This is a genomic window from Streptomyces sp. NPDC025638, assembly GCF_055558775.1.
On record NZ_JBVHLX010000017.1, the window covers coordinates 62,127 to 74,599 of the forward strand.

Sequence of the window (12,473 nt, forward strand, 5' to 3'; positions counted from 1 at the left end):
CTTCACTCCACGTCGGCGACGACCGACCCGACGCGTTCGGCAAGCCCCGGGTCGCGGCGGACCAGGAGGGACGCGTAGCCGACGGAGGCGAGCAGCGCGGCCAGTGCCGCGTAGGGGAACCAGCTGTACGGCGCGGGCTGTCCCGGCTTGGCGAGGTAGTAGAGCGGAACCAGGATGGCCAGGGTGCCGATCGCGGGCAGCACCAGGTGCCGTACCACCCGGAACTCCTGCGGCCGGTATCTGCGGTAGTACAGCGGCAGGGCGATGTTGGAGGCGAGGTAGACCAGCAGGATCAGGATGGCGCCCAGGCTGGAGGACTCGGTGAAGAAGACCACGGGGTCCATCGAGCCCTTGCCGCCGAGCAGATGCCCCAGGCCCCAGCCCGCGATGATCAGCAGGGCGGTGACGGCGAAGGTGACGATCGCGTTGGTCGGCGTACGGCGCGTGGGATGCACATAGCCGAAGAAGGACGGCAGCAGCCCCTCGCGTCCGGCGTTGAACACCAGCCTCGCCTGGGAGTTGATTCCCGCGATCAGCACACCGAGGGTGGAGGTCAGGCCTCCGACGTAGGCGACGAACGCGAGCGCGCCGAGGGTGTGGCGGGCGACGTCGATGAAGGGGATGGGGGAGTCGCCGAGCCGCTCCACGTCGTAGCCGAAGCCGGTGACCGTGGCGTACGAGAAGAGGATGTAGCTGACCGTCATGATCGCGACGGAGGAGAACACCGCGCGGCCGACGTTGCGACGTGGGTTCTCCGTCTCCTCGGCCAGCGCCGCCGAGTTCTCCCAGCCGATGAACAGATACACCGCCAGCGGGAAGCCCGCCGCCAGCCCCTGGAGGCCGTGGGTGATGTGGCCCGGCAGGAACGGGTCGGCCGAGAGGTGGCCGCGGTGCTCGACGAGGGCCGCGATCGAGACCACGACCAGGACCAGCATCTCCACGACGAAGAAGTAGCCGGCCCACTTGGTGGACACCACGATCCCGCGCAGCATCAGTACCACCGCCAGCCCGGTCAGCAGCAGCGTCCAGATGATCCACGGCAGGTCGACGCCGGTGTAGTGGTTGAGGGTGATCTGCACGAACCCGCCGGAGATCGCGATGACGGAGCCCATCGCGATGATGTAGCCGAGGCCGGCGAGCAGCGCCGTGGTCACCGCGCTGACGGGCCCGAAGGTCTTGCCGACGAAGGTGATGAAGCTGCCCGCCGAGGGGTGCGCGCGGGAGAACTCGGCGAGGGTGTTGCCCAGCAGGGCGACGGCGACGCCCGCCGCGGCGATGGTCAGCGGGGAGGCGACGCCCGCGGTGGTGGCCAGGAAGGCGAAGCCGAAGAAGAAGCTCATGGCCGGGCCGACGTTGGCCATCGTGGCGGCGGCGATGTCCGCCATGCCGAGGACGCCGCCGCGCAGCCGCTGGGGCGCGCCGTCGGCCTGGCCCGACGTCGGGGACGGGCCGACCGCTCCGGGGTCGGGCATGGCGACGGCTCCTTCTCGGGGTGGCGGCACGGGCAGGGGAGGCAAGGGGGCTGGCCGACGCGAGCGGGTGTCAGTCCGGGACGGCGTGCTGGTGGGCCTTCACCGCTCTTACCGCCGGGGCCATCGCGCCGCGGGCGAGCTCGTCCAGCAGGTCGGAGTGGCAGCGGTTCCGGGCCCGTATGACAGCGGGTGCCGGAGCGGGCCGCAGCAGGCACTGCCGGCCGAGCAGATCGGCGGCGAACTCACGGATGCCGGCGCCGCCGAGCGTCTGTGCGAGGTCGAGGTGGAAGCGGGTCTCCAGTTCGAGCAGCCGGGCCTCCTCGTCGACCTGGTTCATCTCGTCGACCAGTGCCCGCAGCTCGTCGAGCCCGCCGTCCGGGACCTCGCCGGCGGTGTGGGCGACGAGACCGCATTCGAGCAGCAGATGGAAGGCGTCCAGCGCGGCCGCCTCGGTGGCGTCGTGCATCAGGGCGATGACCGTGTCCCAGTCCGCCGCGACGAAGGTCCCGCCGGCCCGGCCCCGGCGGCGGTCGAGCAGGCCGTCCTGGCACATGCCCTCCAGCGCGCGGCGCACGGTGATCTCACTGATCCCCAGCTCCTCGGCGAGGACGCCGGCGTCCGGCAGCCGGTCTCCCGGTGCCACGGACTTCAGGCGCACCCTTAGGGCGATCCGCGAGCGGACGAGCTCCGAGCCGGTGGGGCCCCGGCCCGTCAGGACGCGGGTGTCCCATACCCCGGCGACCGGCGCGGGCCGTGCGGGACCCGGCTGGTTGTAGGGACCGAACTTGCCCGCTGCATTCACCACGACGCCACCCTAACGGCCTGCCGAGCGGGGACTTGGCCCGCGGCGACGGCAACCGTGCGGGAGGTTCTCGCGACCATGCCGCGCTGTTGTGCATGGGGGCTCCACAGGGGCCGGAACACGGGGACGACGCGGTGGCCGCAGCGAACGATGCGGCTCCGCGCGCTGCACGAAAAATAGAGCAAGGTGAACACTTAAACAAGTCTTGTTCTTTTGGATCGTACTGAACTAATTTCCAGACGCCCTGGTCCGCACTCCCTCCATGGATGTCGAGATGACCACACGTCCCCCCGTCCCCGCCCCTTCGGACACCGGCCCGGTGACGACCGCCGAGAGCGCTCCGGCCGACTCCGGTCTGCAGGCCGGACTGAAGAACCGCCACCTCTCGATGATCGCGATCGGCGGTGTCATCGGCGCCGGCCTGTTCGTCGGCTCCGGCTCCGGCATCGCCGCCGCGGGCCCCGGCATCCTCGTCTCCTACGCGCTCGTCGGCGTCCTCGTCGTCCTGGTCATGCGCATGCTCGGTGAGATGGCCGCGGCCAACCCGAGCTCCGGCTCGTTCTCCGCGTACGCGGACCGTGCGCTGGGCCGCTGGGCCGGATTCACCATCGGCTGGCTGTACTGGTTCTTCTGGGTCGTGGTGCTCGCGGTCGAGGCGACCGCCGGGGCGAAGATCCTGGCCGGCTGGATACCCGCGGTCCCGCAGTGGGGCTGGGCACTGATCGTCATGACCGTCCTCACCGCCACCAACCTGGCCTCGGTCAGCTCCTACGGCGAGTTCGAGTTCTGGTTCGCCGGCATCAAGGTCGTCGCCATCGCCGTGTTCATCGTGATCGGCGGCCTGGCGATCTTCGGCCTGCTGCCCGGCTCCGACCACCCCGCATCGGGCTTCTCCTACCTCACCGCGCACGGCGGCTTCCTGCCGAACGGCCCCGGCGCCATCCTCACCGGCGTCCTGATGGTGGTCTTCTCCTTCATGGGCAGCGAGATCGTCACGCTGGCGGCGGGGGAGACCGCGGACCCGCGGGCCGCCGTCACCAAGGCCACCAACAGCGTGATCTGGCGGATCGCGGTGTTCTACCTGGGCTCGATCCTGATCGTGGTCTCGCTGCTGCGCTGGGACGACCCGGCCATCCTCAAGGACGGCTCGTACGTCGCGGCCCTCAGCTCCATCGGCATCCCGCACGCGGCCCAGATCATGAACGCGATCGTGCTGACCTCGGTCCTGTCCTGCCTCAACTCGGGCCTCTACACCGCCTCGCGCATGGCCTTCTCCCTCGGCCGGCGCAGCGACGCCCCGGCCTCCTTCGGACGGGCCACGGGGCGCGGCGTGCCGCGGGCGGCCATCCTGGCCTCGGTGGTCTTCGGCTTCGTCGCGGTCGCCTTCAACTACCTGTGGCCGGACACGGTCTTCCAGTTCCTGCTCAACTCCTCCGGCGCGATCGCCCTGTTCGTCTGGATGGTGATCTGCTTCTCCCAGCTGCGGATGCGCAAGATCATCGAGCGGGAGACACCGGAGAAGCTGATCGTCAGGATGTGGCTGTACCCCTACCTGACCTGGGCCACCATCGCCCTGATCACCTTCGTACTGGGCTACATGCTCACCGACACGGCCGACGGCGGCGGCCGCGACCAGGTGATCCTGTCCACCCTGGTGGCCATCGGCGTAGTGATCTTCGCCCTCCTCCGCGAACGCCGGGCCCGCGGCCGGGAGTCGATCACGTCGTCATAGCGACACCCTCGCCGAACGGCGGTGGTACGGCTCGCTCCGCACCACCGCCGCAAGGCCTTACCGGGGCGGCTCAGCGCCAAACGGTCCATCGAGGCCGGCCCCCGCTCGTGACTCCGGTGGCAGTTCGGACGGTGAGCCTGGCTGCTGTGGCCGGGTTCGCCCAACTGGTCAGTCCTTGAGGCCAGTCCACCATCGGATTCGTCCGCCCCTTCGTGCATGAGGACGCGGATCTTGCAGATACGGTCGGCTGCCGGCCTGACGGTCCGGCCTCACTTCAGGTGTCGGCCGAAGAACCGGTCCCCGTCCTCCCTCTCGAACCACGGGGTACCGAGGTGGCCGCCCAGATTGGCGTGCAGGGTCTTCTCCTTGCTGCCGAAGGCGTCGAACAGGTCCAGGGCCCGTTGCCGGGGGTTCCCTTCGTCGTCCCACTGCAGCAGCAACAGCAGCGGAACGGTGACCTGCCGGGCCTCCTCGCGCTGGGCGAGCGGCACGTAACCCCCGGCGAAGAAGCCGGCGGCCGCGATGCGGGGCTCGACCACGGCAAGGCGGATGCCGAGGGCGGTCCACCCCGAGTACCCGACCGGGCCGCCGATCTCGGGCAGCTCAAGGAGGGCGTCCAGGGTGGTCCGCCATTCCGGGACCGCCTTTTCGACCAGCGGGCCGACGAAGGACTCGAAGATCTCGTCGACCTGCTCGCCGGCCTGCATCGCCCGGCGGAGGTCGGCGCGAGCCTGCTCGTCGGCGGCGGAACGGGGCCGGTCACCGCACCCGGCGGCGTCGATGGAGGCCACCGCGTAGCCGTACGCCGCGGAGAGCCGGGCGCGGGCCACCAGCCGGGGTTGCGCCTTGGGCAGGCCGTTGTTGTGGGCCATCAGGATCAGCGGGACCGGTGCGGATGCGGATGCGGATCCAGGCGTCCACAGGGTGCCGGGGATCTCGCCGAGGGTGAACTCGCGCTCCAGGACGCCGTCGTCGAGGCGCTGTTCGGAAGTGAAATGCATGGTCGTGCCTTTCGGGAGTGCGCTTGAACGGCGCTCCCGGACGACCTATCGCCCGACCGTGACCCCGGAGGGGAGCACCCATGTCGATACTGCGTTCACGGGTACCACCTCCTCGTTCTCTCGCACGGCCTCCGGAAAAGTAGCAGCGGTCGCCGTGGCCCGCCAACGGGTTTTCGCGGAGGCTCCGTGGCCGCATGAACGCCCCTCCGGCTACAGCCGGACCATGATCGTTCTCAGTGCCAATGGCTGTACCGATGTTCCTACCGGCGTCAATTGCATCGGATGCGAATAGGCGACACCCGACCTGGAGGTCACCTCCGAACCGCGGGGGAGCGGTCCCACCAGGGACGTTGACCTCGGCATCGCGCGGAACCACGACAGCCGTCGTGGCGGCGCCTTTGCGGGTGCATCACTCCATCGGGCGATTGAGCTGCGAAGACGCCCCGGGTCGCATCTGATGCGAAATTCTCGCATCAGATGCGATAGACGGAGAGTGATCGTGGGTGGGGACGGTCTCGTGCCGGGATCTGCTCGACTGCACCTGGTGGTCGGCCTGCCGCTGCCGCGGCCGGACTCCCGGGGCAGAACACTTAGCCCGCCCGGGCGGCGGCGAGGTGGGCGTCCACGGCGACGACACCGTCAACGCCCTGGCAGAGGCCCACGACCACCGGTACGAGACGCGGTTCCGGGACGTGTCCCCGAAGGGTGACGACCCCGTCCCGGACCTCGACCGCGACGGTGCCCTCGTCCAGGCCAAGAATGCGCCCCAGGACGTCCTGCTCGACCTCGCCGCGGATCTCCACGTCGGAGCGGACGAAGGCGTCGAGCAGGTCGCTGCGGGTGACGATGCCGGTGAGAAGCCCGTCGTCGCCGACCACTGGCAGCTGCTTGACGTGCCGTCTGCGGAGTTCCCGCGCGGCCCGGGAGATCGTCCAGTCGGCGTGGGCGGTGAAGACGGGGCTGCTCATGAGCGCGCCCGCGGTTCGGGCCCGGGCCTTGCCCCAGGAGCGCTCGTCGTTCCCGTCCTGACCCTGCGGATCGGGCATGCCGGTCTCGTGTCGCAGCACGTCGGACGCGGACACGACGCCGACGGGAGCGCCGTCGTCGTCGACGACCGGGGCCGCGACGATGTCGTTCGCGTCCAGCAGGGCGGCGACCTCCTGGAACGGTGTGTTGGGGCGGACGGTGACGACCTCCTCGGTCATCACGTCACCGACCGTGCGGCGGTACAGCATGGCATCGGCCTCCTCCGCTTTTGCGACGGGCGGCCGCGGTCGGACCGCCCGGGCGGACCATGCGCGCGCTGGCCCCTGCGCCCCTGCCGGCTCGTCCACGCCGTCTTCCCTACCCATGACAGCACCGCGCCGCTCCGGCGACCAGTCACGTTCGGCCTGGCGGGGAGGCCGGCGGTCCCGCGGCCAGGAGTGCGGCCGAGTGCGCGGTAGATCGATGGGGATGATCAGGTCGCCCCCCAAGGCGATCGACGACGCCTTCACCGAGGACGCCGGGCTGGACGCCCAGGGCGCGTCATCAATGCCCTCGTCCAAACCCATGTGCCCTGGCCGCCTGACGCCCGCTCCCGGCACATAACAAAGGCGGGGTCCGAAAACCCCGCCCGAAATCAGTGAAACCCCAGTTCAGGGCCACACCAGGCAGTACGGCTGATGCCCCGCCTCATGCAAGCGGTGGCTGAAGTCCTGCCACTCGTGCAGCAGCTGGTACACGTTGAACGCGTCCCGCGGACCGCCCCGGTCCGGGACCGTGGACCAGATGAAGGCCGCCGCGCCCACCGCTTCCTCGCCTATGCCCCGCAGCGGGTCCACCACCGTCATCGGGAGTTTTACGACGGCGTAGTCGGGGTGCAGGACGACCAGCTCCAGGGGCGGGACCTTGTGCAGGGGGACGCCCTCGATGCCGGTCAGCACCATCGCGGCCATCGTCTCCGGCTTGATCTTGGTGAACATGCCGTTCATGCCGAGTTCGTCGCCGCCGAGTTCCTCGGGGCGCATCGAGATCGGGACGCGGGCCGCGGTCGCGCCGTCGGGCGCGCCGAAGTATTTGTACGTCACCCCCACCCGACCACCATTCCTGCTCCCCGTTCTCAGCGGATCGATCCGTCGTTCGATACGTCGCTCGTCGCGCTCCGACTCACCCGGTGCCCCGTGTGACTGACGTGCCTCGGTCTCCTCCGCGTCGCGTCGGTGCCTTCCCCGCCGGGCACGTCGAGGACCCAGGTCATCAGTCCCCTCGCCCAGTCCGCCACCGCGATGCATATCTCCACCCGACTGCTTTTCTAGGACGCGTGGCCCCCGCCGCGCAACCCGATCATCGTGTCAGTGACCTCCCCCACGGCCGCCCGCCGAAACGTGCGCTGAAACACCAGTCCGCGGGATCTTCGCAGCCTCTGAACACCATGAGCCGTATGAGCTGTGTCTTGAGCTGTGTGTATCAGCTGTGTGTATCAGCTCCCAGTCTCGCAGATGGCGCCGGGTCGGCCCGGCAACGGCGACGTGATTGTCGGAGCGGTGACTAGGGCGTCCTACCCTGATGAGGTCACTACGCATCCGGAGTCCGAGAAGTCGGAGAAGTCGCACGTCATGAGCGAAATGCCCTATCCGTACGAAGCACCTGCCTCGCAGGCTCTGTTCGACCGTGCGGCCGCCGTCACGCCCGGCGGCGTGAACTCCCCGGTGCGCGCCTTCCGGGCCGTGGGCGGTACGCCACGGTTCATGGTGTCCGGCACCGGTCCGTATCTGACCGACGCCGACGGGCGGGAGTACGTCGATCTCGTCTGCTCCTGGGGGCCCATGATCCTCGGGCATGCGCACCCCGAGGTCATCGCCGCCGTCCAGGAGGCCGTCGCGCACGGTACGTCGTTCGGCACGCCCGGTGAGGGCGAGGTCGCTCTCGCCGAGGAGATCGTCGCGCGCGTCGAGCCCGTCGAGCAGGTGCGGCTCGTGTCCAGCGGGACCGAGGCCACCATGTCGGCGATCCGGCTGGCGCGCGGGTTCACCCAGCGAGCCAAGGTGATCAAGTTCGCCGGGTGCTACCACGGCCACGTCGACTCGCTGCTCGCCGCGGCGGGCAGCGGCGTCGCGACGTTCGCGCTGCCCGACACGCCCGGCGTCACCGGCGCCCAGGCCGGGGACACGATCGTGCTGCCGTACAACGACCTGGAGGCCGTGCACGAGGCCTTCCACCGGCACCCCGGCGAGATCGCCTGTGTGATCACCGAGGCCTCGCCCGGCAACATGGGTGTCGTGCCGCCGGCGCCCGGGTTCAACCAGGGGCTGAAGGACGCCTGCCAGCGCAACGGGGCCCTCTTCATCTCCGACGAGGTCATGACCGGGTTCCGGACCAGCCGTTCCGGGTGGTACGGGATCGACGGGGTCAGGCCCGACCTCATGACCTTCGGAAAGGTCATGGGCGGTGGGTTCCCCGCCGCCGCCTTCGGCGGGCGCGCCGATGTCATGGCGCACCTCGCGCCCGCCGGGCCCGTCTACCAGGCCGGCACCCTCTCCGGGAACCCGGTCGCCACCGCCGCGGGCCTCGCCCAGCTGCGGCTCCTGGACGACGCGGCGTACGAGAAGGTCGACGCCGTCTCCGCGCAGATCCAGGGTCTGGTCACCGAGGCCCTCACCAAGGAAGGCGTCGCGCACCAGCTGCAGACCGCCTCCAACATGTTCTCCGTCTTCTTCACCAACCGCCCCGTGCGCAGCTACGAGGACGCCAAGGCGCAGGAGTCCTTCCGCTTCACCGCCTTCTTCCACTCGCTGCTGGCGGGCGGTGTCTATCTGCCGCCGTCGTCCTTCGAGTCCTGGTTCGTGTCCACGGCCCACGACGAGCGGGCCATTCAGAAGATCGCCGACGCCCTGCCGGCGGCGGCCCGAGCAGCCGCGGAGGCCACCGCGTGAGCAGCAGCAACGACATCACCGTCGTCCACCTCATGCGGCACGGCGAGGTAGCCAACCCGGACGGGGTGCTGTACGGGCGTCTGCCCGGCTACCACCTCTCCGAGCTCGGGCGGCAGATGGCCGACCGGGTCGCCGAGCACCTCGCCCCCCGGGACGTGACGTATACCGTCGCCTCCCCGCTGGAGCGGGCGCAGGAGACCGCGACCCCGATCGCCAAGGCGCACGGACTCGACCTCGACACCGACGAGCGGCTCATCGAGGCCGAGAACGTCTTCCAGGGCAAGACCTTCGGCGTCGGGGACGGCGCCCTGCGCAAGCCCGGCAACTGGAAGCACCTCGTCAACCCCTTCAGGCCGTCCTGGGGCGAGCCGTACGTCGACCAGGTCGTACGGATGATGGGCGCGCTCGACGCGGCCAAGGACCGGGCGCGCGGGCACGAGGCCGTGCTCGTCAGCCACCAGCTGCCGATCTGGATCGTGCGGTCGTACGTCGAGCGGCGGCGGCTGTGGCACGACCCGCGCAGACGGCAGTGCACGCTCGCCTCGCTGACGACCTTCACCTACCAGGGCGACAAGATCGTGTCCGTCGGCTACTCCGAGCCGGCGCGGGACCTTGTCCCCGCCCATCTGCTCTCCGGCGCCAAGCCGGTGAAGGGGCAGAGCAAGGCGTTCGGCGCCTGACCGCCTGACACTCCGTCAAGGGGCCCCATTCCGGGGCCCCTTAGGACGGTTTTGTCGCGTTCGTTGCGAAATATAGAACAAGTGATGGAACCTACCGGTTCGTCATGCCCTCTGAGTGGGTGACCACCAGCAGGACGTGATGAATCGGGGTTCTCAATGCGCACCTTCTCCCGGAGGGGAATACTCGGCCTCGGCGCGGGCGCCGCGGCCGCCGCCGGTCTCGCGGGCTGCGGCACTCTCACCGCCTCAGACGGGGACGGACACGGATCAGGTTCCGGCGGGGGCCGCTCCGGGGGCAAAAACGACGGCAAGGGCGGCGGGCGTCCCGGCCGGCCCATCGGGGACGGCTCCACGTCCTTCACGGGCAAGCAGCCCCATCAGCCCGCCAAGCCCGAGCCGATGGAGCCGGGGCAGACCCCGCCGCAGTTCGTGATCTTCTCCTGGGACGGAGCGGGCGAGGTCGGCAACGGTCTCTTCCCGCGCTTCCTCGACCTCGCCAAGGAACACGGCGCGAGCATGACCTTCTTCCTCTCGGGGCTGTATCTGCTGCCGGAGTCGAAGAAGCGGCTCTACAACCCGCCGAACAACCCGCGCGGTGCCTCCGACATCGGCTACCTCACCGACGACCACGTCAAGGCCACGCTGACCAACGTCCGCCGCGCCTGGCTGGAGGGCCATGAGATCGGCACCCACTTCAACGGCCACTTCTGCTCCGGCAGCGGCACCGTCGGCAACTGGACCCCGCAGCAGTGGAAGAGCGAGATCCAGCAGGCCAAGGCCTTTGTGAAGGAGTGGCGGACCAACAGCGGATGGACCGACCTGCCGTCGCTGCCGTTCGACTACGACAAGGAGCTGGCCGGCGGCCGTACCCCCTGTCTGCTCGGCCAGAACAACCTGCTGCCCACCGCCCGCGAGCTCGGCTGGCGCTACGACGCCTCCTCGCCCGGCGGCCGTCAGGTGTGGCCGCAGAAGAAGCTGGGGATCTGGGACCTGCCGTTGCAGCAGATACCCTTCCCCGGCCGCAGCTTCGAGGTCCTGTCGATGGACTACAACATGCTCGCCAATCAGTCGGTCAACTCGACCAAGGCGCCCGCCCACAACTACCCGGGCTGGCGGCAGCAGTCGGCGCAGGCCTACATATCCGGATTCAAGCGGGCGTACGAGACAAACCGCGCACCCCTCTTCATAGGCAACCACTTCGAGCAGTGGAACGGCGGCATCTACATGGACGCCGTCGAGGAGGCGTTCAAGCACATCGCGCGCGAGAAGGAGAAGGGCGCCGACGTACGGATGGTCTCCTTCCGGCAGTTCGTGGACTGGCTGGACGTACAGCGGCCGCAGGTGCTCGGCAAGCTGCGTACGCTGGACGTCGGGCAGCAGCCGGTCGGCGGCTGGAAGACCTTCCTGGCCTCCGGAGCCGCCTCGAACGCGGCCTGAAATGCGGGTTTCCGCCCGCAAGGGGGGTGCCCAAGATCCTCGGAACGGACATGCGAAACTTTTCACATGACCTCCCGTAGCCGCCTCCTGCTTGCCGCCGCGGCCGCCGCAGCGGCGCTGACCCTGTCCGCGTGCACCTCCGGCGGCACCTCCGGCGGAGGCGGCAACACCAACTTCGTCACGGGCAACAACGGCATCGACACAGCCGCCAAGGGCCACCGCTCCCCGGCGCCCGACCTGTCCGGCAAGACCATCGACGGCAAGACCCTCGATGTCGCCGACTACAAGGGCAAGGTCGTCGTCGTCAATGTGTGGGGCTCCTGGTGCGGTCCGTGCCGCGCCGAGGGCAAGTACTTCGCCAAGGTCTCCAAGGACTACCAGGACAAGGGCGTCCAGTTCGTCGGCATCAACACCCGGGACACCAGCACCACCCCGGCGATCGCCTTCGAGAAGGAGCAGGGGATCACCTACCCCAGCCTGTACGACCCGACGGGCAAGCTGATGCTCCGCTTCAAGAAGGGCACGCTCAACCCGCAGCTGATCCCCTCCACGCTGGTCATCGACCGGGACGGGAAGATCGCCGCGCGGGCCCTGGAGGCGCTCAGTGAGGAGAACCTGCTCAAGATGCTCAAGCCGGTCCTCGCGGAGAAGTGACGTGAGTGCGCTTGTCCCGCTCGCCGCGGAGTTGGTGGGCAAGAACGAGACCGTCTACAGCGGCGCCCTGCTGCTGGCCCTGCCGATCGCCGTGCTCGGCGGCCTGGTCTCGTTCTTCTCGCCGTGTGTCCTGCCCCTCGTCCCCGGCTACCTCTCCTATGTGACCGGGGTCACCGGTACCGACCTGGGCGAGGCCCGCCGTGGCCGGATGGTGGCGGGCGCCTCGCTGTTCGTGCTCGGCTTCACGGCCGTCTTCGTCTCCGGCGGCGCGCTCTTCGGTTACTTCGGGCAGACCCTGCAGGAGTACAAGGACACGCTGTCCAAGGTGCTCGGCGTCCTCATGATCCTGTTGGGCGTCTTCTTCATGGGGATGATGCCCTGGCTGACCCAGCGTGAGTTCCGCTTCCACCGGCGCCCCGCCACGGGCCTGGTGGGCGCGCCCCTCCTCGGCGCACTGTTCGGCATCGGCTGGACCCCCTGCATCGGTCCCACCCTCGCCTCCGTCGTCGCCCTCTCCTCGCAGCAGGCGAGCGCCGGCCGCGGCGCCGTACTCACCGTCGCCTACTGCCTGGGCCTCGGCGTGCCCTTCGTCCTCACCGCCGTCGCCTTCCGCAAGGCCCTCGGCGCCTTCGGCTGGGTCAAACGCCACTATGTGTGGGTGATGCGCATCGGCGGCACGATGATGGTCGCCACCGGTGTGCTGCTGCTGACCGGGGCGTGGGACAGTCTCGTGAGCCAGATGCAGACCTGGTCCACCGGCTTCAATGTGGGGATCTGACCG

General features: G+C 69.4%; 12 protein-coding genes. 7 read left to right on the forward strand and 5 right to left on the reverse strand.

The annotated features are described in order from the left end of the window. Positions 1-2: 2 nt before the first annotated feature. Together ACZ4EG_RS35840 and ACZ4EG_RS35845 are read right to left on the reverse strand one after the other, a co-directional pair. A complete protein-coding gene (locus ACZ4EG_RS35840) occupies positions 3-1,472 on the reverse strand; it encodes an APC family permease (protein ID WP_453559369.1) in 1,470 nt (489 codons plus the stop codon). A gap of 70 nt (positions 1,473-1,542) precedes the next feature. After that, positions 1,543-2,277, reverse strand: coding sequence for a FadR/GntR family transcriptional regulator (locus ACZ4EG_RS35845; protein ID WP_467793559.1), 735 nt, complete (start codon positions 2,275-2,277; stop codon positions 1,543-1,545). 271 nt (positions 2,278-2,548) lie between these two features. Between ACZ4EG_RS35845 and ACZ4EG_RS35850 the strand changes: the two genes are divergently transcribed. Further along, complete coding sequence (locus tag ACZ4EG_RS35850; protein ID WP_453559375.1) at positions 2,549-4,006, forward strand: amino acid permease; 1,458 nt, start codon at positions 2,549-2,551, stop codon at positions 4,004-4,006. Positions 4,007-4,275: 269 nt separating this feature from the next. Here ACZ4EG_RS35850 and ACZ4EG_RS35855 read toward each other — a convergent pair whose 3' ends face one another. Together ACZ4EG_RS35855 and ACZ4EG_RS35860 are read right to left on the reverse strand one after the other, a co-directional pair. Continuing rightward, the gene (locus ACZ4EG_RS35855) at positions 4,276-5,007 is read right to left on the reverse strand and encodes a dienelactone hydrolase family protein (RefSeq protein ID WP_467793560.1); all 732 of its coding nucleotides are present in this window, start codon (positions 5,005-5,007) and stop codon (positions 4,276-4,278) included. A 590-nt stretch (positions 5,008-5,597) separates the two neighbouring features. Next, entirely contained in the window at positions 5,598-6,242 is a 645-nt protein-coding gene (locus ACZ4EG_RS35860; RefSeq protein WP_467793561.1) for a CBS domain-containing protein, read from the reverse strand. Positions 6,243-6,462: 220 nt separating this feature from the next. Between ACZ4EG_RS35860 and ACZ4EG_RS35865 the strand changes: the two genes are divergently transcribed. Beyond that, on the forward strand, positions 6,463-6,597 hold the full coding sequence (locus ACZ4EG_RS35865) for a hypothetical protein (RefSeq protein ID WP_467793562.1): 135 nt from the start codon (positions 6,463-6,465) through the stop codon (positions 6,595-6,597). Between the two features lie 47 nt (positions 6,598-6,644). Here ACZ4EG_RS35865 and ACZ4EG_RS35870 read toward each other — a convergent pair whose 3' ends face one another. Beyond that, positions 6,645-7,280, reverse strand: coding sequence for a hypothetical protein (locus tag ACZ4EG_RS35870; RefSeq protein ID WP_363299752.1), 636 nt, complete (start codon positions 7,278-7,280; stop codon positions 6,645-6,647). 324 nt (positions 7,281-7,604) lie between these two features. On the opposite strand from ACZ4EG_RS35870, the gene hemL reads away from it, so the two are divergent. The 5 genes from hemL to ACZ4EG_RS35895 all read left to right on the forward strand — a co-directional run bounded on the left by hemL (position 7,605) and on the right by ACZ4EG_RS35895 (position 12,470). Next, positions 7,605-8,921, forward strand: a complete 1,317-nt coding sequence (gene hemL, locus ACZ4EG_RS35875; RefSeq protein WP_467793563.1) for a glutamate-1-semialdehyde 2,1-aminomutase — start codon at positions 7,605-7,607, stop codon at positions 8,919-8,921. Positions 8,922-8,953: 32 nt separating this feature from the next. After that, on the forward strand, positions 8,954-9,601 hold the full coding sequence (locus ACZ4EG_RS35880; RefSeq protein WP_467793640.1) for a histidine phosphatase family protein: 648 nt from the start codon (positions 8,954-8,956) through the stop codon (positions 9,599-9,601). A 156-nt stretch (positions 9,602-9,757) separates the two neighbouring features. Next, a complete protein-coding gene (locus ACZ4EG_RS35885; protein ID WP_453559386.1) occupies positions 9,758-11,038 on the forward strand; it encodes a polysaccharide deacetylase family protein in 1,281 nt (426 codons plus the stop codon). A gap of 66 nt (positions 11,039-11,104) precedes the next feature. Further along, on the forward strand, positions 11,105-11,692 hold the full coding sequence (locus ACZ4EG_RS35890) for a TlpA family protein disulfide reductase (RefSeq protein ID WP_467793564.1): 588 nt from the start codon (positions 11,105-11,107) through the stop codon (positions 11,690-11,692). A 1-nt stretch (position 11,693) separates the two neighbouring features. Then, positions 11,694-12,470: a cytochrome c biogenesis CcdA family protein gene (locus ACZ4EG_RS35895; protein ID WP_453559392.1), complete on the forward strand. Its 777-nt coding sequence runs from the start codon at positions 11,694-11,696 to the stop codon at positions 12,468-12,470. Positions 12,471-12,473: the final 3 nt, after the last annotated feature.